20 protein-coding genes are annotated in these 19,172 nt (G+C 68.4%); 6 read left to right on the top strand and 14 right to left on the bottom strand.

The features are described 5' to 3' along the window. Positions 1–26: 26 nt before the first annotated feature. Together IAI54_RS00455 and IAI54_RS00450 are read left to right on the top strand one after the other, a co-directional pair. Positions 27–2,252 (top strand): CHASE2 domain-containing protein, encoded by a 2,226-nt coding sequence (locus IAI54_RS00455; protein WP_187970509.1) that lies wholly within the window; start codon positions 27–29, stop codon positions 2,250–2,252. 117 nt (positions 2,253–2,369) lie between these two features. After that, on the top strand, positions 2,370–2,735 hold the full coding sequence (locus tag IAI54_RS00450; RefSeq protein ID WP_235679207.1) for a putative quinol monooxygenase: 366 nt from the start codon (positions 2,370–2,372) through the stop codon (positions 2,733–2,735). A 31-nt stretch (positions 2,736–2,766) separates the two neighbouring features. On the opposite strand, the gene IAI54_RS00445 is transcribed toward IAI54_RS00450, so the two are convergent. From IAI54_RS00445 to IAI54_RS00420, 6 genes are all read right to left on the bottom strand, one after another. Beyond that, positions 2,767–3,318 carry a MerR family transcriptional regulator gene (locus IAI54_RS00445; RefSeq protein WP_187970507.1) on the bottom strand — a complete coding sequence of 184 codons (552 nt, stop codon included), beginning with the start codon at positions 3,316–3,318 and terminating at the stop codon, positions 2,767–2,769. A 113-nt stretch (positions 3,319–3,431) separates the two neighbouring features. Further along, positions 3,432–3,749 (bottom strand): integration host factor subunit alpha, encoded by a 318-nt coding sequence (locus IAI54_RS00440; protein WP_187970506.1) that lies wholly within the window; start codon positions 3,747–3,749, stop codon positions 3,432–3,434. A 103-nt stretch (positions 3,750–3,852) separates the two neighbouring features. Then, a complete protein-coding gene (locus IAI54_RS00435; RefSeq protein WP_187970505.1) occupies positions 3,853–4,824 on the bottom strand; it encodes a beta-ketoacyl-ACP synthase III in 972 nt (323 codons plus the stop codon). A gap of 9 nt (positions 4,825–4,833) precedes the next feature. Beyond that, positions 4,834–5,901: a phosphate acyltransferase PlsX gene (gene plsX / locus IAI54_RS00430; protein ID WP_187970504.1), complete on the bottom strand. Its 1,068-nt coding sequence runs from the start codon at positions 5,899–5,901 to the stop codon at positions 4,834–4,836. Between the two features lie 104 nt (positions 5,902–6,005). Beyond that, positions 6,006–6,566 (bottom strand): YceD family protein, encoded by a 561-nt coding sequence (locus IAI54_RS00425; protein ID WP_187970503.1) that lies wholly within the window; start codon positions 6,564–6,566, stop codon positions 6,006–6,008. 13 nt (positions 6,567–6,579) lie between these two features. Then, positions 6,580–7,119 (bottom strand): ubiquinol-cytochrome C chaperone family protein, encoded by a 540-nt coding sequence (locus IAI54_RS00420; RefSeq protein ID WP_187970502.1) that lies wholly within the window; start codon positions 7,117–7,119, stop codon positions 6,580–6,582. 111 nt (positions 7,120–7,230) lie between these two features. On the opposite strand from IAI54_RS00420, the gene IAI54_RS00415 reads away from it, so the two are divergent. Further along, positions 7,231–7,749 (top strand): outer membrane protein assembly factor BamE, encoded by a 519-nt coding sequence (locus IAI54_RS00415; protein WP_187972951.1) that lies wholly within the window; start codon positions 7,231–7,233, stop codon positions 7,747–7,749. Between the two features lie 111 nt (positions 7,750–7,860). Here the strand turns inward: IAI54_RS00415 and IAI54_RS00410 are convergent, their stop codons facing one another. The 8 genes from IAI54_RS00410 to IAI54_RS00375 form a co-directional block, all read right to left on the bottom strand. Continuing rightward, complete coding sequence (locus tag IAI54_RS00410) at positions 7,861–10,002, bottom strand: sodium-translocating pyrophosphatase (protein ID WP_187970501.1); 2,142 nt, start codon at positions 10,000–10,002, stop codon at positions 7,861–7,863. Between the two features lie 205 nt (positions 10,003–10,207). After that, positions 10,208–11,431: an MFS transporter gene (locus IAI54_RS00405; protein ID WP_235679206.1), complete on the bottom strand. Its 1,224-nt coding sequence runs from the start codon at positions 11,429–11,431 to the stop codon at positions 10,208–10,210. Continuing rightward, a complete protein-coding gene (gene nusB / locus IAI54_RS00400; RefSeq protein ID WP_420838329.1) occupies positions 11,428–11,835 on the bottom strand; it encodes a transcription antitermination factor NusB in 408 nt (135 codons plus the stop codon). Before nusB ends, IAI54_RS00405 begins: the two co-directional genes overlap by 4 nt. A gap of 96 nt (positions 11,836–11,931) precedes the next feature. Continuing rightward, positions 11,932–12,420: a 6,7-dimethyl-8-ribityllumazine synthase gene (gene ribH, locus IAI54_RS00395; RefSeq protein ID WP_187970499.1), complete on the bottom strand. Its 489-nt coding sequence runs from the start codon at positions 12,418–12,420 to the stop codon at positions 11,932–11,934. A 90-nt stretch (positions 12,421–12,510) separates the two neighbouring features. Beyond that, positions 12,511–13,356 (bottom strand): endonuclease/exonuclease/phosphatase family protein, encoded by an 846-nt coding sequence (locus IAI54_RS00390; RefSeq protein ID WP_187970498.1) that lies wholly within the window; start codon positions 13,354–13,356, stop codon positions 12,511–12,513. A 49-nt stretch (positions 13,357–13,405) separates the two neighbouring features. Then, a complete protein-coding gene (locus tag IAI54_RS00385) occupies positions 13,406–14,023 on the bottom strand; it encodes a riboflavin synthase (protein WP_187970497.1) in 618 nt (205 codons plus the stop codon). Between the two features lie 2 nt (positions 14,024–14,025). Beyond that, positions 14,026–15,114, bottom strand: coding sequence for a bifunctional diaminohydroxyphosphoribosylaminopyrimidine deaminase/5-amino-6-(5-phosphoribosylamino)uracil reductase RibD (ribD, locus tag IAI54_RS00380; protein ID WP_235679205.1), 1,089 nt, complete (start codon positions 15,112–15,114; stop codon positions 14,026–14,028). 72 nt (positions 15,115–15,186) lie between these two features. Continuing rightward, a complete protein-coding gene (locus IAI54_RS00375) occupies positions 15,187–16,101 on the bottom strand; it encodes a GntR family transcriptional regulator (protein WP_187970495.1) in 915 nt (304 codons plus the stop codon). A gap of 149 nt (positions 16,102–16,250) precedes the next feature. Between IAI54_RS00375 and IAI54_RS00370 the strand changes: the two genes are divergently transcribed. The 3 genes from IAI54_RS00370 to IAI54_RS00360 are packed head-to-tail and all read left to right on the top strand — an operon-like array spanning position 16,251 to position 19,172. Next, positions 16,251–17,381, top strand: a complete 1,131-nt coding sequence (locus tag IAI54_RS00370) for a C45 family autoproteolytic acyltransferase/hydrolase (protein ID WP_187970494.1) — start codon at positions 16,251–16,253, stop codon at positions 17,379–17,381. A 19-nt stretch (positions 17,382–17,400) separates the two neighbouring features. Beyond that, positions 17,401–18,342, top strand: coding sequence for an ABC transporter permease (locus tag IAI54_RS00365; protein WP_187970493.1), 942 nt, complete (start codon positions 17,401–17,403; stop codon positions 18,340–18,342). Positions 18,343–18,359: 17 nt separating this feature from the next. Beyond that, the gene (locus tag IAI54_RS00360) at positions 18,360–19,172 is read left to right on the top strand and encodes an ABC transporter permease (protein WP_235679461.1); all 813 of its coding nucleotides are present in this window, start codon (positions 18,360–18,362) and stop codon (positions 19,170–19,172) included.

Here is a 19,172-nt window from a genome sequence, read left to right as displayed (position 1 = left end):
CCGCGAGGCGGCGTCGGAACCGTGACGTGACCAGCCTCGCCAGGAATCTCGGCGCGACCCTGCGGCGCTATCGCCGGACGTCCATCTGGGCGGCGGGCGTGCTGTCGGCGGCCTTCGTCATCCTCGCCGCCTTTTCGCCGTTCAGCCCGGTCGACCGGCTGAACGCCATGGTCTTCGACGGCTACCAGGCCATCAAGCCCCGGCAGCCGGCCGGCAGCCCGGTCACCGTCATCGACATCGACGACGCCAGCATCGGCGAACTCGGGCAATGGCCCTGGCCGCGCACGGTGCTCGCCCGCATCATCGCCACCATGACCGACATGGGCGCGGCGTCGATCGGGCTCGACATGCTGCTGGCCGAGCCGGACCGCACCTCGCCCGTGCTGGCGCTGCAGGACCTGCGGCGGCAGGGGTTCCAGGTGACCGAGCCGCCGCAGGGCGCGGTGCTCGACAACGATGCCTATCTGGCCGACGTGCTCGCACGCTCGCCCGTCATCGCCGGACTGGCGCTGGCCGAGACCACGCGCACGCCGCCGCCCGATCCCAAGGCCGGCTTCGGCTTCGGCGGCCTCAGCCCGCTCGAGTACCTGCCCGGCTACGAGGGCAGCGTGCGCAACCTCGCCGTCCTCGACGCGGCCGCCCCCGGCATCGGCCTGATCAACTTCCCCCCTGCCCGCGACGGCGTCGTGCGGCAGATCCCGCTGATCGCCCGTTACGGGGAGAAGCTCTATCCGGCCCTGTCCATGGAATCGCTGCGGATCGCGCAGGGCGCCTCCAGCTTCGTGATCCGCAGCACCGGGGCACATGGCGAGCACGACACCGGGTTGCCGGGCATGGTGGCGGTGAAGAACGGCCACTACGAGGTGCCGACGAGCCCCGACGCGACCATGTGGGTCTATTTCTCCGGACAGAAGGTGGCCAACGTCGTGCCTGCGGCCGAACTCGCGCGCGACACGGTCGATCCGGCGCTCGCTGACGTGATCGCCGGCCACATCGTGCTGATCGGCACGTCGGCCATCGGCCTGCGCGACCTCGTCTCCACCCCCCTCGCCTCGGGCGTGCCGGGCGTGCTGGTCCATGCCGAGATCATCGACCAGATCCTCGGCGGCACCTTTCTGAGCCGGCCCGACTGGGCCGTCGGTGCCGAGGTGGCTCTGGCCGTGGTGCTGACGATCCTGGTGCTGGCCTTCCTGCCGGCGCTGCCGGCGCTCGCCAATGCGCTGGTGGCGGCGGCCGCCATCGCCATCGCGGTGGTCACCGGCTGGCTCGCCTTCGCCTGGTACAACATGCTGCTCTCGCCCATCCTGCCGGCGCAGAGCAGCCTGCTCGCCTACGGCATCGCGTCGGGCGTGCGCCTGCTGGTCAGCGAAAGCGAGCGCCGCTACATCCGCTCGGCCTTCAGCCACTATCTCGCGCCGTCGATGGTCGAGAAGCTGATGGACAATCCGCAGAGCCTGGTGCTCGGCGGCGAGAACAAGGAACTGACGCTGCTGTTTGCCGATATCCGCGGCTTCACCACGCTCTCCGAAAAGCTCGGCGCCAACGAGCTCACCGAGTTCCTCAACAACTACCTCACTCCCATGACGGACGTGCTGATGGAGCGCGGCGCGACCATCGACAAATACATGGGCGACGGCATCATGGCATTCTGGAACGCGCCCCTCGACGTCGCCGACCACCGGCGCAGGGCCTGCGAAAGCGTGCTCGCCATGCAGGCGGCGCTCGTCGGCTTCAACCGCCAATTCGGAACGGACATCGCCGTCGGCGTCGGCCTCAATACGGGCATCTGCTGCGTGGGCAATCTCGGCTCGCGCCAGCGTTTCGACTATTCGGCGATCGGCGACCCGGTGAACGTCGCCGCGCGCATCGAGGGCATGACCAAGCAGTACGGACTGTCGAACCTGATTTCGGGCAGCACGGCCGAGGGCATGGACGATTTCGCCATGCTGGAGGTGGACCGGGTGAAACTGGTCGGCCGTGCCGAGCCGACGCCGGTCTACACCCTGCTTGGCCAGCGCGACGTGAAGGAGAGCCAGGCGTTCCGTGCGCTGAAGGCGCGCCACGACCGTTTCCTCGCGCAGTATCGTTCACTCGATTTCGACGCGGCCGAACAGACGCTCGACGATTTCGATGCCGACGCGCCGGTCGAACTCGCGAAGCTCTACAAGATCATGCGCGGTCGTCTGGCCGTGCTGCGGGCCGATCCGCCGCCTGCCGGCTGGGACGGGACCTACACCGCGCGGGAGAAGTAGACCTCGCGATCTCGTCCGGACGTTCGTGGACGGGAACCCCGGACACATCCCCGCGTTGGCGTCCGCGTGATCCGCAGGCTACGATCGGCCCGGATCCGACGCGTCATGGAGGGGTTCGTGGACGAGCAGGCCATCATCGTCGAATACGAAATCGAAGAGGGGCGTATCGACGCCTTCCGCGCGCTGGTTCTCGACCATGCGCGCCGTACGCTCGCCGAAGAGCAGGGCTGCCTTCGCTTCGAGGTGCTGGAACCGGTCGACCGCCAAGGCGAGCCGATCCCCAACCGCTTGATGGTGAGCGAGATCTACGCCAGCCCCCTCGCGGTGGAGCAGCACGGACAGAACCCCCGGCTCGAAAGGGTGCGCGCCGCCATGGCGCCGCTGGTGAAATCGCGCCGCCTCGTGATGGCGCGCGTTCTCGACCACGTCCGCGCAGAGGAAGGCATCCGCCCCGAACATCTGACGGCCGCGAACGACGACTGACCGCCGATCGTGCGCCCGCCCTGCCCGCGGGCTATCGGACCTGGTCGAGCAGCCGCTTGCACTCGAGCAGGTCGAACAGGGCCTCCTGCAGGAGAGCCCGGTTGTCGCGGGTGAGCTTCGACCCGTCGGACGGCACGGCGCCGTCATCCTCCGCCTTGCCGAGGCCGAAAAAGCGCCTGTTGGGGCGAACCTTCGGTTCACCGACCAGCATTTCATCGTCCTGGCCACGCGCCTGCGGAGCGGCCGGCGCCGCCACCGGTGCCGGAGCGGCCTGCTGCTTGCGCTGGGCAATGACCTCGGCTGCGGCGAGATCGCCCGCGCCGATCGCGGCGACGAACTGGTTGCCGTTGTCGCGAAGAAGCTTCTGGACGCCCTTGATCGTGTAGCCCTGGTCGTAGAGCATGCTCTTAATGCCCTTGATCAGGTCGACGTCCTGCGGGCGATAGTAGCGGCGCCCGCCTCCCCGCTTCAGGGGCTTGATCTGCGTGAAGCGAGTCTCCCAGAAGCGGAGCACGTGCTGCGGCAGATCGAGATCCTCAGCCACCTCGCTGATGGTGCGGAATGCATCCGGGCTCTTTTCCATATCTCGGGCTCTCTCGGCGAATCATCGCCCCCCATCTCAACCGGTTGCGCTCCGCCGTTCAAGGGCGCAGCCAATGGCCGCGCCGGCAGAGCCGCGCCGCCCGCCGATGGCGATCAGCCCTTGGCCTTCGCCTTCCGGTGGGCTTCCAGGATGCGGTTCTTCAGGACGTTGGATGCCTTGAACGTCATCACCTTGCGCGGAAGGATGGGCACTTCCTGGCCGGTCTTGGGATTGCGACCGATCCGCTCGTTCTTCTCGCGAACATGGAACGTCGCGAAGGAGGAGAGTTTCACCGTCTCGCCGGCGACGATCGCCGTGCAGATTTCGTCGAGCACCATCTCGACCAGTTGAGCGGATTCGGTGCGCGACAGGCCGACTTTCCGATAGACGGACTCGGCAAGATCGGCGCGCGTCAGAGTCTTTCCCCCCATCGATCCGTCCATTCATCAAAAAGTTGTAATTATTCTATGTGCATAGGTTAGGAAATCGAACCCCGAAGGTCAAGAAGACCCTAGTCTGGGGTTCAGTCGCGATCTACCAGCGGATCAGGACCGCTCCCCAGGTGAATCCGCCGCCCATCGCTTCCAGCAGAACGAGATCGCCGCGTTTGATGCGGCCGTCCGCAACCGCCACCGAAAGGGCGAGCGGAACCGATGCTGCCGACGTATTGCCGTGAAGGTTGACCGTCACCACCACCTTCTCCTCGGCGATCCCGAGCTTCTTGGCGGAGGCGTCGATGATGCGCTTGTTGGCCTGGTGAGGGACGAACCAGTCGAGATCGTCGGCTGTGATCCCGCCCGCCTCGAACGTCGCCTCGATGACGTCGGTGATCATTCCGACGGCGTGCTTGAACACCTCGCGGCCTTCCATGCGCAGGTGCCCGACCGTCCGGGTGGTCGAGACGCCGCCATCGACGTAGAGCTTCTGCTTGTGGGTGCCGTCCGAGCGCAGGCTGGCGGCGAGGACGCCGCGGTCCGCCAGGCCGCCCTCCCCTTCGGCCGCTTCCAGGACGAGCGCGCCGGCGCCGTCGCCGAACAGCACGCAGGTCGACCGGTCGGTCCAGTCGAGCAGCCGTGAAAAGGTTTCCGCTCCGATCACGAGGACGCGCCTGGCGAGACCGCCGCGGATATAGAGGTCGGCCGTGGTCACCGCATAGACGAAGCCGCTGCACACCGCCTGGAGATCGAAGGCGAAGCCGTGGCGCATGCCGAGGCGTTCCTGGATCTCGACCGCGGTCGCCGGAAAAGTGTGGTTGGGCGTCGATGTCGCGAGAACGATCAGGTCGACGTCCTGCGCGGTGAGCCCGGCTGCGTCCAGGGCAGCACGCGCGGCCGCCTCGCCCAGCGAGGCCGTCGTCTCGTCGTCGGAGGCGATGTGGCGCTGCGTGATTCCCGTCCGCTGCACGATCCAGGCGTCGGAGGTCTCCACCATGCCTTCGAAATCGGCATTGCGCATGATGCGCCGTGGCAAGGCGGAGCCGACGCCGCGGACTACAGAACGAATCATTTCCTGCCCCTATAAGTCGGTCGGCTCGCCATCGGGTCGCTGACCGGCGCGCCTTGTGGGCATCGCGGCGTGGAAGGCGTCGATGTCGGCGCGGATCTTGTCGATCAGTTTGTTGCGGGCCATGTCGTAGCCGAGTTCGACGGCGGCTGCAAAGCCCTCGTCGTCGGTCCCGCCATGGCTCTTCACGACGATCCCGTTGAGGCCGAGGAACACGCCGCCGTTGATCTTGCGCACGTCCATCTTCTCGCGCAGGCGCTGGAAGGCGCTGCGGGCGAAGAGATAGCCGATCTTGGCCATCAGCGTCCTGGACATGGCCGAGCGCAGGTATTCGCCGATTTGCTTGGCGGTCCCCTCGGCGGTCTTCAGGGCGATGTTGCCGGCAAAACCCTCCGTGACGACCACGTCCACCGTGCCGCGGCCGATGTCGTCACCCTCCACGAAGCCGTGGTAGCGCATCGAGGCCAGTTCGGCCTCGCGCAGCAGGCGACCGGCCTCGCGCACGTCCTCCTGGCCCTTCACCTCCTCGACGCCGACGTTCAGCAGACCGACCGTCGGCCGTTCGACCTGGAACAGGGCGCGCGCCATGGCGCTGCCGAGGATGGCGAAGTCGATCAGCTGGTGCGCATCGGCGCCGATCGTCGCGCCGACGTCGAGAACGATGCTCTCGCTCCTGGCCGTCGGCCAGATGGCGGCGATCGCGGGGCGCTCGATCGCGGCCATGGTGCGCAGGCAGAATTTCGACATGGCCATCAGCGCGCCGGTGTTGCCGGCCGAGACGCACACGTCGGCGTCGCCCGCCTTCACGGCCTCGATCGCTTTCCACATCGAGGACTTCCAGCGACCGTGGCGCAGCGCCTGGCTCGGCTTGTCGTCCATGCGGACCGACACCTCGCAATGCGTGAAGCTCGAGATCGCGGCCAGGCGCGGATATTTGAGCAGCACGGGCGACACGGCGTCGTCGCGTCCGAAGATCAGAAACCGGACGTCGGACCGGCGCTGAGCGACGTTGTCCAGGCCGTGAAGAACGACCTCCGGACCGTGGTCGCCGCCCATGGCATCGATGGAGATTCTGATCACACTCGTCTCGTCGTTGGTTGCCGGCCTGCGGCGCCTCGCCAAAGCCCGGCGAAAATATCCTTTTTCGAAGCGCGCACAACCGGAATCGGTTCCTGCGATCCCATTCAGCCTTCCGGCTTGAGGGACCGGAGCTTCGCGAAGGGAGAAACCTTCTCCCCCGGTTCGTCGCGGTTGGCAGTTCCGAGGGCTGCCGCGGCGCTGGGGGTGCGCGGATAGGGGTCGATCGCCAGGGCGAAGAATTCCTCGGCCGTCGCGCCGACGTCGATCGTATCGCCGACGAAGAGCTCCGGCGCATCCGGGCCGTCCGGATCGATGAGGAGTTCGCCCGACGGGTCGGCGACGCGCCTGGCGAGCGAAGAGCCTTCGGGAATGTAGATGGCGTCGATGGCCTCGTGGATGGACGCCGGAACCGGCTCGAGCGTCACCACGCAGGCCTGCAGGATCTCCGCCTCCACGTGACCCGTCACCCGCACGCCGTCGCGCTTCCAGGGGACAACGAGCAGGTCGGCATGCAGGCGATCCACCGACAGCAGGTCGTGCTCGGCGGCGAGTGCCGCGCGCTGGCCCTCATCGGCATCGATCAGCACGGGCATTCCCTTGCGCGGTAGCCGCAGGACGTTCGCCTTGAAGGAGATCGGGCTCTGGGTGTAGCTTGGGCTGGTCATGATCGTCCGGCCGTTAATCCGCGCGCGCCGGGAATGCCAGCCGTCCTGCCGCGATTTCCTCCGACGGCTGGGCAGAGAGCCCCGAATGGGCCTCCATGACATAGGCCGCCAGAAGCGGTGCCTCAGCCCAATCCGCAGCTTCGGGCATGACGTTGCGGGCGAGCGCCCTGGCCAGCGCCGCGTGGTCGCCGGCGTCGACCGCTTCGCCATAGGCCTGCGCCCGGCCGTAGAACATCCGCGCGAGCTTCTTCATGCGCTTGGGCACGCCCGTGTCGCCGATCCCCAGTTCGCGAAGCGAGTGGTCGACGTCGGTGAAGAACTCGTCGGTGAGCTGCTGGGCGATCTCGCGCAGCGCGGGTTCGTCGCGACGGCAGCGGTGGAGGAACAGGAACATGTGCAGCGACAGCATTTCGAACCGGCCGAGCGGCGAGTCGGGCACGTTCCACTGCGAATAGAACGCCGGTTGCCGCGCCGCCGCCACTATTCGTTCGTAGAGGCTGTCGAGGACGTTCCGGTTCGATGTCCGCCAATGGCCGAAGAGGCGTGAAAGCATGCCGGGGGGTCTCCACGAGCGCCGGTTCCGGGCTTCCGGTTGCATCGGCGAAGAAGCTGGTTTACCGAGTTCGCGGCCCCGCGCAAGGATGATGGCCGCATTTGCATGGAGATGTCGGTGCCCTTTCACGATTTCAAGTCCCGGATGATCTTTCTGCCGGGTCTCGCGGTTGCCGTGCTCGCGCTGCCGGCCTGCAGCACCGATGCGCTGAACCCGCGCGAGACGATCACCCAGGGCTACGTCGCCGACGAACAGGCGCTCGAACTCGTTCCCGTCGGCTCCAGCCGGGAGCAGGTGCTGCTCGCCCTCGGCACGCCGTCGACGACGGCCACCTTCGACACCGAAGTGTTCTACTACATCTCGCAGACCCGCGTGCGGCAGGCAGCCTTCATGAATCCGAAGCTCGTCGACCAGCGCATCATGGCGGTCTATTTCGGCAAGGACGGCCGTGTCGAGAACATCGCCAATTACGGCCTGCAGGACGGCAAGGTGTTCGACTTCGTCTCGCGCACGACACCGACCGGCGGCAAGGACCAGGGCTTCATCGGCCAGCTGCTGTCGGGCGTGGCCGGCGGCGGCGCCGCGGCTGCCCAGCAGGCGGGCCGCATCCTCGGCGGCAGCGGCATGTGACGCGCACCCGGCCCCTTCGGGCCGGGCTTTCGGACATCCCATCGGTGCGGAAAAAAAGAGACCCGCGGGATCGCTCCCGCGGGTCTTTTCGTCGTCCGTCCGGCCTGCCGGTCAGCTGTGGGCGAGCACGGCCAGCAGCAGGAGCGCCATGATGTTGGTGATCTTGATCGCCGGGTTCACGGCAGGGCCGGCAGTGTCCTTGTAGGGATCGCCGACGGTGTCGCCGGTGACCGAGGCCTTGTGGGCATCGGAACCCTTGAGGTGCTTGACGCCGTCCTTGTCGACGAACCCGTCCTCGAACGACTTCTTGGCGTTGTCCCAGGCACCGCCGCCGGACGTCATCGAAATGGCGACGAAGAGGCCGTTGACGATGACGCCGAGGAGCGAGGCGCCGAGCGCCGCGAAGGCCGAGGCCTTGGAGCCGGAGATCAGCAGCACGCCGAAATAGACGACGAGCGGCGCCAGCACCGGCAGCAGCGAGGGGATGATCATCTCCTTGATCGCCGCCTTGGTCAGCATGTCGACCGCGCGGGCATAGTCGGGCTTCGACGTCCCGGCCATGATGCCGGCGTCGGCCTTGAACTGCCGCCGCACCTCCTCGACGATCGAGCCCGCCGCACGGCCGACGGCCGTCATGGCGATGCCGCCGAACAGGTAGGGGATCAGGCCGCCGAAGATCAGGCCCGCCACGACGTAGGGGTTGGAGAGCGAGAACGACACGTTCTCCATGCCTGCGAAGTAGGGGTAGGTGGCGGCGTTGGCGATGAAGTACTCGAGGTCGTAGGAGTAGGCCGCGAACAGCACGAGCGCGCCGAGGCCGGCCGAGCCGATGGCGTAGCCCTTGGTCACGGCCTTGGTGGTGTTGCCGACCGCGTCGAGCGCGTCGGTCGACTGGCGCACTTCCTTGGGAAGGCCCGACATCTCGGCGATGCCGCCGGCATTGTCGGTCACCGGTCCGAAGGCGTCGAGCGCCACGATCATGCCGGCGAGGCCGAGCATGGTGGTCACGGCGATCGCGGTGCCGAACAGGCCGGCGAGCTGGAAGGTGACGATGATGCCGCCGACGATGACGATCGCCGGAAGTGCGGTCGACTCGAGCGAGACGGCCAGGCCCTGGATGACGTTGGTGCCGTGGCCGGTCACCGACGCCTGGGCGATGGAGTTGACGGGGCGCTTGTTGGTGCCCGTGTAGTACTCGGTGATGACGACGATCAGCCCGGTCACCACGAGGCCGACGAGGCCGCAGATGAACAGGTTGGTGCCGGTGATGGCGACACCGCCGCCCACCCCGATGTCGCCCCAGCCGATGGTCAGCGAGGTCGCCGCGCCGAGGCCGACGATCGACAGCAGACCGGTGACGATGAGACCCTTGTAGAGGGCGCCCATGATCGAGCCGTTGGAACCGAGCTTCACGAAGAAGGTGCCGATGATGGAGGTCAGGATGCAGGCGCCGCAGATCGCGAGCGGGTAGATCATGACGCTGCCGAGCACGGCGGAACCGCCGAAGAAGATCGCGCCGAGCACCATGGTGGCCACCACGGTCACGGCGTAGGTCTCGAACAGGTCGGCGGCCATGCCGGCGCAATCGCCGACATTGTCGCCGACGTTGTCGGCGATGGTCGCCGGGTTGCGCGGATCATCCTCCGGGATACCGGCCTCGACCTTGCCGACGAGGTCACCGCCGACGTCCGCACCCTTTGTGAAGATGCCGCCGCCGAGACGGGCGAAGATGGAGATGAGGGAGGCGCCGAAGCCGAGCGAGACGAGCGCGTCGATGACGGCCCGGTCGTTCGGGGCGAACGCCATCGGTCCGATCAGGACCCAGTAGTAGACGGCCACGCCGAGCAGCGCCAGACCGGCCACGAGCAGGCCGGTGATGGCGCCCGACTTGAAGGCGATGTCGAGACCGGCGGCGAGGCTGTTGGAGGCTGCCTGCGCGGTGCGGACGTTGGCGCGCACGGAGACATGCATGCCGATGAAGCCGGCAACACCCGACAGGATCGCGCCGATCAGGAAGCCGATCGCGGCGAGGCCGGACAGCAGCCACCACGCGAGAAGAAAGACGACGACGCCGACGATGGCGATGGTGGTGTACTGGCGCGACAGGTAGGCCTGCGCACCCTCGCGGATGGCGCCGGCGATCTCCTGCATGCGTGCGTTGCCCTGATCGGCCGCAAGGACCGATTGCGTCGCCCAGATGGCGTAGACGACCGACAGCACGCCGCAGAGTATGACGACATAGAGCATGGTCATTGCGGAATTCCTCGAATGGTGGCCCGACGAACCCCTCCCCGGGCCTTTGGGTGACCAGGCGGAACCGGCAGGAACCGGTTTGCGCCCAGCGTCCGGCTTTATCCGGAACGGCCAAGGCAACGTCAAGGATTTGTTATGGTTTTGCGCGGCTTTCGGTGCCGCCCGGCAGCACCCGGTCGAGGTCGGGTCCCCGACCGCCGCTGCGTCAGGCGGGGCGGTGGACGCTGCCGCGCGTCAGCAGCCACAGCCAGCAGAGCGACCCGAGGCAGAGCGCGATGACCGGGAAGGTGATCCAGGCCAGCATATCCCAGCCCCAGTTGTTGTAGACTGCGCCCGCCATCAGTGATCCGAAGGCGACCGAGCCGAACAGGAGAAAGTCGTGCAGGCCCGACACCTTGCCCTTCTCGGCGTCGGTGTAGGTCTCCGATACCATCGCGGTCGCGCCGATGAAGCCGAAGTTCCAGCCGATGCCGAGCAGGATCAGCGCGGTCCAGAACTGCCAAAGCGCGATGCCCGAAAGAGCCACGACCGAACAGGCGACCAGAAGCAGCAGCCCGATCGCCACGATCGTCTCCTTGCCGAAGCGCGCCACCAGCCGGCCGGTAAAGAAGCTCGGCGCGAACATTGCCATGACGTGCCAGGAGATCCCGAGCGCGGCCTCGTCGGGCGAGAAGCCGCAGCCGACCATGGCGATCGGCGCGCCCGTCATCATGAAGCTCATCAGCGCGTAGCTGCCGATGGCGCAGAGCAGGGCCACCATGAAGCGCGGCTGGGTGAAGATCTCCAGGGTCGAGCGCGGCGGCAGCGTCGATTCCACGACCGGCCGGGCCTGCCGGTCGTGCAGGCGCAGGAAGGACAGGATGACGGCGCCGATCGCCGCCAATACGATGATCGCGACATAGGACCCGGCGAACATCACAGGCGCGAACAGTTCGCGCGAGAAGATCACCACCTGCGGCCCGACCACCGCCATGACCACACCGCCGGTCAGCACGGTCGAGATCGCCTTGCCCTTGTAGGTGGACGGCGCGTTGTCGGCGGCCGCGAAACGATATTGCTGCACGGAGGCGCCGCCGAAACCGACGACGAGCAGCCCGACGGCGAACAGCCAGAAGTCGCCGCGGAACAGGGCGAAGGCGGCCAGTGCCCCGCCCGCCGCCGTCGCCAGCGTGCCGCCGATGAAGCCGTTGCGCTGGCCGAAGCGGCGCACGATCATGGCCAGCGGCAGAGCGCCGAGCGCGACGCCGACGTTGTAGGCGGTCACCGGTGCGGTCGCGAGCGACTTGTCGGCGTCCAGCAGATAGTGGCCGGCGAGACCGCCGGTGGAGATGGAGATCGGTGCCGCCGCACCGACGATGGCGCTGGCGCATGCGAGGATGATGGCGGTGCGCCGCGCCTCCTTCTCCCGCGCTGCCAGCCCTTCGATCACGATGCGTCCCTGCCCCGGCCCTCGCCGCGGATGCGACGCGAGACGCGGTCGAGCACCGCGTTCACGAGCTTCGGCTCCTCCTCCTCGTAGAAGGCCTTGGCGATGTCGACATATTCGGACACGATCACGGCGATGGGAACGTCCTTGCGCTCCATGAGCTCGTAGACGCCGGCGCGAAGGATGGCCCGCAGCGTCGAATCGAGCCGCGACAGCGGCCAGTCCTCCGTCAGCGCCTGGCGGATCAACGGGTCGACCACCTTCTGGTTCTCGACCACGCCGGCCAGGATCGCGCGGAACCATTGCGGGTCGGACTCCAGATAGAGCGCGCCGTCGATCTCCTTGCCGAGCCGGAAGGACTCGTACTCAGCGGTGATCTCCAGGAGCCCGCTTCCGGCGACGTCCATCTGATAGAGCGCCTGTACGGCCGCCAGACGCGCCGCACCGCGCTTGTTGGCCTGGCGCGGCCCGCCCGGGGTCGGCTTTCCTTCCGGTGCCACGCCTCAGGCTCCGAGCTTGTCGCGCAGCGCGATCATGGTCAGCGCGGCGCGCGCGGCGAATCCGCCCTTGTCGCCTTCGCTGCGGCGCGCCCGGGCCCAGGCCTGCGCCTCGTTCTCGGTGGTCAGGATCCCGTTGCCGATCGCCAGCGATTCAGCGACGGCGAGGTCCATCAGCTTGCGGCTGGATTCATTGGCGACGATCTCGAAATGATAGGTCTCGCCGCGGATCACGGTGCCGAGCGCCACGAAGCCGTCATAGCTCGTGCCGCCCTCCTCCGCGCCGTCGAGGGCGAAGGTGATGACGCCGGGAATCTCCAGCGCCCCCGGCACGGTGACGACGTCGTAGGTTGCCCCGGCCTCGTCGAGCGCCGCCCTGGCGCCGTCGAGCAGCGCGTCGGCGAGGTCGTCGTAGAAGCGCGCCTCGATGATGAGAAGATGGGTCTTTCCCTCGGGCCGAAGGAAAGCCGAGCCCTGATGCGTCGTGGATGCCATGTCTGTCTCCGGATCCTCGGTGACTTATGCCGATCGGCGTCGCGCCGCAAGCCATTTGCGCCCTCGGCCGGTGCGACTTCGCCGCGCCGGTCAGCCGATGTCGAGCAGCAGCGGCCGATGATCCGATACTTCGGGGCTCGCGACGACGTCGAAGCGGCGGACGTCGACGTTCGGCGTCACCAGCAGATAGTCCGCGAAGCGGCTGTCCTTGCCGTAGAACGAGGTCCGCGTGTCCGTGAAACCCCGCGTCGTGACGAGATCGGTGAGGCCGAGCCTGCCGAGGATGGCGAAGGTCTCGCTGCCCGGCAGCAGGTTGAAGTCGCCGCAGACGACCAGTCGTTCGCCCTCGTTCCAGATGCGCCGGATCAGCCGGACCAGCGCGTGGGCCTGCGCGCGCCGGTGCGGCGTGTCGCCCTTGCCGGACAGTTCGCGCAGCCCGTGCAGGTGCACCACGCAGATGACCTCGCCTGTCGCTTCGTCGAAGAGCCGGACGCCATGGGCGTTGCGCGGACGCGGATGCGCGCCCCATCCGTCGGGCGAGAAGGAACCGTGGACGAAGTCGAGCGCCTGCCCGATCACCGGCAGGGAGCGGCGCGTGCAGGTCGCGAGGCCGAACTCGGACGAAAAGGCGCCGTCATCCTCGTGCAGTCCGCCGTCGGGGGCGTGCAGCACGCCGCCATGGCCGTGCAGCACGCCACGTGCCGACGGGAAGAAACACGAGTCGTGGCCGGGAAAGGTTGCGCGGATCTCGTCGTAGAGGTTTGCCCGCTGCGGCAGCTCGTCGCCGTCGCCCCTATAGCTCAGCCAGCCGATTCCGGCACCGGGCGTGCGCACGACCTCCTGGAGGCAGAGCACGTCGGCGTCGACGGCCGCCAGAAAAGGCAGCAGCGGCTCGAAGACCCGACCGCCCCAGGCGTTGAGCGACAGGATCCGCATCGCCGGTCTCCCTCCCGTCCTCGGCTTCGTCCGCCGCCGCGGCGGGTGTTCAGGCCGGTTCCCGGTCGGCCTCCGCCAGCCGCGCCGCATATCGGGCCATGGTGTCCACCTCGAGGTTCACCGCATCGCCCACCTGCCGCGCGCCCCATGTCGTGACGGACAGGGAGTGCTGGATGAGGAGCACGTCGAATCGGCGTCCCTCGACCCTGTTGACCGTCAACGAGGTGCCGTCGAGCGCCACCGAGCCCTTCGGCGCGATGAAGCGGGCGAGTTCGGCCGGCGCCTCCAGGGTGAAACGCACCGCGTCTCCCTCCTCCTTGCGGGCCACGATGGCCGCCTTGCCGTCGGCATGGCCCGAGACGATGTGCCCGCCCAGTTCGTCGCCGATCTTCAACGCGCGCTCGGTGTTGATGCGGGTGCCGACCTGCCACTCGGCGACCGTGGTCAGCCGCAGCGCCTCTTCCCAGGCCTCGACTTCGAACCAGCGCGCATTGGAGCCTTCCGGCGGCAGCGACACGACGGTCAGGCACACGCCCGAACAGGCAATCGAGGCGCCGATGGCGATGGTCGCCGGATCGTAGGCGGTCTCGACGCGGAACCGCACGCCCTCGTTGAGTGGGCGCTTCTCGGCGACGGTGCCGACGTCGGTGATGATACCCGTGAACATGGTCAGGCCCTGTCGAAGATGAACGAGCGGTCTTCGCCGAAAGCCTCCGTCGCTGTCAACATGAAGCCCTGCGGACGCGTGTCCGGGCCGATCGGCGAGATGACATGGCGCGCCGGATCGATGCCGGCGCCCACCGGCCGCGCGCCGACGAAGAGCACGATCCGGTCCACCAGCCCGGCCTCCAGGAAGGCCGCCGCGACCCGAGCGCCGCCTTCGACCATGACGCTCTGGACGCCGCGCGCGCCGAGATCCTCGAGCAGTTCGGGAAGCGCGATCCGCCCGTCGTCGAACTCGCAGGCGAGAAACTCCGCACCGCTGTCGGCGAGCGCGGGATTGGCAGGTCCTGCCACCAGCAGCGGCACGTCACGCGCGGTGGCGACGAGCTTCAGCCCGGCATGGAGCCGCGAATTCGCGTCCAGCACGATGCGCAGCCGGGACTGGTCCGCCAGCCCTGCCAGGCGGCAGGTGAGTTCCGGATCGTCCTCGATCGCCGTGCCCGCGCCGATCAGGATCGCATGGTGTTCGGCGCGCATCAGGTGGACCTGCGCGCGCGCCTCGGCGCCGGTGATCGCCACCTGCCGTTCGTCGCGCACTCCGAGCAGCCCGTCGGGCGAGACGGCGAGCTTCAGCGTGACGAAGGGCCGGCGCAGGCTCTTGTGAACGAGGTATGACGCGAGGCCGTGCCTGGCCTCGGCCTCCATGAGCCCGGTCTCGACGGCAACGCCGGCCGCGCGCAGCATCGCATGGCCCTTCGAGTTCACCCGCTCGTCCGGGTCGACCACCGCCGTCACCACCCGCGCGATGCCCGCCGTGATCAGCGTGCGCGCGCAGGGCGGCGTGGCGCCGTGGTGGGCGCAGGGTTCGAGCGTCACGTAGGCGGTGGCGCCTCTGGCCAGTTCGCCGGCCTCTGCCAGCGCGACGGGCTCGGCGTGCGGGCGTCCGCCCGGCGCCGTGACGCCGCGCCCCACGACCATGCCGTCGCGCACGATCACGCAGCCGACGGACGGGTTGGTCCCCGTGCGGCCGAGGTTGCGGCGGGCCAGTCTGATCGCGGCGGCCATGAAGCGGCTGTCTTCGTCTGTCGTGCTCATGGCGCCTGCCATAGCCCAGGCCGGTGCCGCCAGGGAAGCGCCAGCGCAGCCGTCGGATCGGGCCTGCGCGGTTCAGCGGCGCGGCAGGCTGAAATCCGCCGCCTGGCGCAGGTGCTGGCGCAGCAGGGCTTCCGCCCATTCCACGTCGCCCGCCTCGACCGCGTCGAGGATCGCCACGTGCTCGCGGCAGGACTGCTCGATGCGGCCGGGCGGCAGTTCCTCGTAGCCCGCCGATTCCTGCATCCGGCGCAGATTGTTCTGCTGGCGGACGGCGTCGGCGAGGAAGCGGTTGCCCGAGCAGGCCGCCAGCGTCTCGTGGAAGGCGGAGTTGATGCGGAACCACTCGTCGGCGCCGGTGCTGCGGCCGCTGTCGGCGAGCACCCGCTCATGCGCCCGGCGGATCGGCGCGAGTTGCGCCGGATCGGCGTGGAAACCCGGCGCCCTGAGCCCGGCGCATTCCACGACCATGCGGAACTCGTAGCTCTCGCGGTAGGCGTCCTCGCCTTCCAGCGATTCGGCGAAGCGCCAGCCATGGCCGGGCAGCCGTTGCGCCAGCCCCTCGGCGGCAAAGCGCAGCAGAAGCTTGCGCACCGCGCCGCGCGGCAGGTTGTAGCGCGGCATCAGCTCGGCCTCCGACACCTCCTGCGGCAGTTCTCCGCGCGCGCGCTCCCGCATCATCTGCCGGTAGAGCGCCTCGTGCGGCGACGTCGGCAGCACCGTCTCGGGATCGATCGCGGCGAGATCCTGCGCCACCTGGAGACCGCGCGTCTCCATCGGCGCGAGCACGCCGCGGGCGACGAGCAGGTCGAGGGCAGCGCTCACCGGCGAGCGCGACACGCCGAAGCTGCGCGCGAGTTCCGGCGCCGAGACGCGGGCGCCGACCGCGGCACCGCCGTCGCGCAGGCGCTGCAGGATTCGCCGGGCGAGATCGATCTGCAGCGGACTGGCGCCGTCGGCCCCGAGGTCCTCCTCCGTCTCGCTGTCCATCGGCCCAGCCTCCCGTGTCGCAGCCATACCATCCATGCGCCACTATAGAAGCATCGCAAGACATTGCCTAAGCGTCTTCGGGTGAAAATAATGCTTTTCATGCGCTCATAATGCACTAAGGTGTACACAAACGCAGTCGGAAGCAGCCCATGACCGTCACCCCGTTTCCCCTCGTCGAGATTTCCGGCGCACCGCGCGCGCGCGGCCGCCTCTACGGCGAACAGGCACGGCAGCGGATCGCAGCCTCGGTCGATCTCTACGCGGGCAGCCTCGGCCGGCTGGGCTTCGCCAAACCCGAAATCGACCGCTTCACGGCGGCCTTCCGGCCGCGGCTCACCGCTTTCGCCCCCGACCTCGTCGAGGAAATGGAGGGCATCGCCGAGGGTGCCGGCGTCGACTTCGCCGCCATCATGCTGGTCAATGCCCGCACCGAGGTGCTGCAGCTCGCCCGCCGCGAGAAGGGCATCGCCGACGACGAGCCCGACGGCTGCACCGGCGCCGTGGTGCTGCCGGGCGAGACCCGCGACGGCGACCTGATCCACGGCCAGAACTGGGACTGGCGGGCCGAATGCGCCGAGACTTCGGTGGTGGTGCGCATCCTGCGCGACGACGGGCCGGACCTCCTGACCTTCACCGAGGCCGGCGGCCTCGCCCGCAGCGGCTTCAATTCGGCCGGCATCGCGATCACCGCCAACTACCTCGAATCCGACCGCGACTACCGCGAGCTCGGCATCCCCCTGCCCTTCATCCGCCGCCGCGCGCTGGAGGCACGACATTTCGCCCTGGCGCTGAAGGTGGTGGCGACGACGCCCAAATCGGGCTCCAACAACATGATGCTCAGCACCGCCGAAGGCTATGCCGTCGATCTCGAATGCGCGCCCGACGAGGCCTTCGCGATCCATCCCGACCGCGGCATGATCGTCCACGCCAACCATTGGCAGAGCGCGGTCGCGCTGTCGAAGCTGCGCGAGACCGGGCTCGCCGACGTGCCCGACAGCCTCTACCGCGACAAGCGCGTCGAGATGCTGCTGCGGGCGCGCCAGGGCGACGTCGTCGTCGACGACCTGAAGGCGGCGCTGTTCGACGATTTCGGCTCGCCCTTCTGCGTCTGCCGGCCGCCACTGCGCAAGGAAGGAGGCAACCTGTCGGCCACCGTGGCGATGATCGTCATGACTCCGGCGCAGGGCGTCATGGAGATCGCGCCACTGCCGGCCGTCAACCGCACATTCACCCGCTACGACCTGACCATGGACGTCCGCGCGACCGAACGCGCCGCCTGAGGAAGGGCAAGGCCTGCCGATGGGACGCTTCATCCTCACCCGCATCCTGAGCGCGATCCCCACGCTGCTGATCGTGTCGCTCACCGTCTTTGCGCTGATGCGGATGATCCCGGGCGACCCGGCCGCCTTGATGCTGGGCGACCTCGCCCAGCCCGGCCAGGTGGAGGCGCTGCGCGAGGAGATGGGTCTCGATCGGCCGGTCGCCGTGCAGTACCTCTTGTGGCTCGGCGACGTCATGACCGGCGATTTCGGCCGGTCGATCGCCACCGGCGATCCGGTGCTGCCGGAGATCTGGGACCGCTTCACCGTCTCGGCCACGATCGTCTTCGCCGCCATCCTGCTCGCCACGCTGGTCGCCGTTCCGGCCGGGATGATCGCCGCCTGGCGGCAGAACAAGGGCACCGACCTCGCCGTCATCGGCATCGCCACCGTGCTCCTGTCGATCCCGAGCTTCTGGCTCGGGCTCATGCTGCTGCTGGTCTTCGGGCTGTGGCTCGGCTGGCTGCCGATCGTCGGCTACGTGCCCTTCAGCCGCGACCCGGGGCTGGCGGCGCTCGCGCTCATCCTGCCGGTCGCGACCCTGGTGCTCGCCGAATCCGGTTCCATCGCCCGCATGGCGCGGGCCTCGACCATCGAGGTGGCGCGCCTCGAATACATCACCCATGCCCGCGCCAAGGGCCTGTCGGAGGCGGCCGTCATGTGGCGCCACGCCTTCCGCAACGCGTTCGCCCCGACCTGGACGCTGATCGGCCTGATCCTCGGCAGCCTGCTCGCCAACATCGCCGTCATCGAGACGGTGTTCACCATTCCCGGCCTCGGCCGCATGCTGGTCGACGGCATCTATGCCCGCGACTATCCCGTTGTGCAGGGCTGCATGCTCTATATCGCCTTCATGTACGTGCTGGTGAACCTCGCGGTCGACCTGGTCTACCCGCTGCTCGACCCGCGGGTGACGGCATGATCGCCGGCGCCCGCCGCCTGCCGCGCCTGCGCCTCAACGCGCTGTTCGGCGGCACGGTGGTGGTTCTGCTGGCGCTGCTTGCGCTGTTCGGCCCCTTCATCGCGCCCTACGATCCGCTGAAGCTCGACTTGCCGGCACGGATGAGCGGCTTCACCGCGCAGCACTGGCTCGGCGCCGACGAATTCGGCCGCGACGTGGCGAGCCGCCTCATCGTCGGCGCCCGCACCAGCGCCTGGATCGCGCTCGCCACCGTCGCCTTCGCGCTCGTCACCGGCACCGCCGTCGGCGTCGCCGCCGGCTACCTGCGCGGCTGGACCGACCGCATCCTGATGATGGTCAACGACGCCTTCCTGGCCTTCCCCGGCCTGCTTCTGGCGCTCGGCTTCATGGCGGTGTTCGGCGCCAGCCGAAACGGCATCATCGTGGCGCTCGGTCTCGCCTACATGCCGGTGGTGGTGCGCGTGGTACGCGCGACCGTGCTCTCCGTGCGCGAGCGCGAATTCGTCGAGGCCTCGCGGGTGACGGGCAATTCGGAACTCGTCACCATGCTGCGCCACGTGCTGCCCAACTGCGTGGCGCCCGTCACCGTGCTCGCCACCACCATGTTCGGCTGGATCATCCTGTCGGAGAGCGCGCTGTCCTTCCTCGGTCTCGGCGTACCGCCCCCGGCGCCGAGCTGGGGCAACATGCTGGCCACCGCGCGGCCCTACATCAACCAGGCGCCGCACCTGATCGTGCTGCCGGGCCTGTGCATCTCGATCACCCTGCTCGGCGTCAACATGCTGGGCGACGCCGTGCGCGACTGGCTCGATCCGAAGATGAAGACATAG

The sequence above is a fragment of the Aquibium microcysteis genome (assembly GCF_014495845.1).
GTDB classification, from domain to species: Bacteria; Pseudomonadota; Alphaproteobacteria; order Rhizobiales; family Rhizobiaceae; genus Aquibium; species Aquibium microcysteis.
This window is presented reverse-complemented; position numbering and strand designations above follow the sequence as displayed.

Coding starts and splice junctions, on each gene's coding strand:
- IAI54_RS00370 (WP_187970494.1), top strand. CDS start 16,251: ATGACCGTCACCCCGTTTCCCCTCGTCGAGATTTCCGGCGCACCGCGC.
- IAI54_RS00390 (WP_187970498.1), bottom strand. CDS start 13,356: ATGCGGATCCTGTCGCTCAACGCCTGGGGCGGTCGGGTCTTCGAGCCG.
- IAI54_RS00365 (WP_187970493.1), top strand. CDS start 17,401: ATGGGACGCTTCATCCTCACCCGCATCCTGAGCGCGATCCCCACGCTG.
- IAI54_RS00435 (WP_187970505.1), bottom strand. CDS start 4,824: ATGATTCGTTCTGTAGTCCGCGGCGTCGGCTCCGCCTTGCCACGGCGC.
- IAI54_RS00410 (WP_187970501.1), bottom strand. CDS start 10,002: ATGACCATGCTCTATGTCGTCATACTCTGCGGCGTGCTGTCGGTCGTC.
- nusB (WP_420838329.1), bottom strand. CDS start 11,835: ATGGACGTCGCCGGAAGCGGGCTCCTGGAGATCACCGCTGAGTACGAG.
- IAI54_RS00420 (WP_187970502.1), bottom strand. CDS start 7,119: ATGCTTTCACGCCTCTTCGGCCATTGGCGGACATCGAACCGGAACGTC.
- IAI54_RS00440 (WP_187970506.1), bottom strand. CDS start 3,749: ATGGGGGGAAAGACTCTGACGCGCGCCGATCTTGCCGAGTCCGTCTAT.
- IAI54_RS00385 (WP_187970497.1), bottom strand. CDS start 14,023: ATGTTCACGGGTATCATCACCGACGTCGGCACCGTCGCCGAGAAGCGC.
- IAI54_RS00445 (WP_187970507.1), bottom strand. CDS start 3,318: ATGGAAAAGAGCCCGGATGCATTCCGCACCATCAGCGAGGTGGCTGAG.
- IAI54_RS00425 (WP_187970503.1), bottom strand. CDS start 6,566: ATGACCAGCCCAAGCTACACCCAGAGCCCGATCTCCTTCAAGGCGAAC.
- ribH (WP_187970499.1), bottom strand. CDS start 12,420: ATGGCATCCACGACGCATCAGGGCTCGGCTTTCCTTCGGCCCGAGGGA.
- ribD (WP_235679205.1), bottom strand. CDS start 15,114: ATGAGCACGACAGACGAAGACAGCCGCTTCATGGCCGCCGCGATCAGA.
- IAI54_RS00375 (WP_187970495.1), bottom strand. CDS start 16,101: ATGGACAGCGAGACGGAGGAGGACCTCGGGGCCGACGGCGCCAGTCCG.
- IAI54_RS00415 (WP_187972951.1), top strand. CDS start 7,231: ATGTCGGTGCCCTTTCACGATTTCAAGTCCCGGATGATCTTTCTGCCG.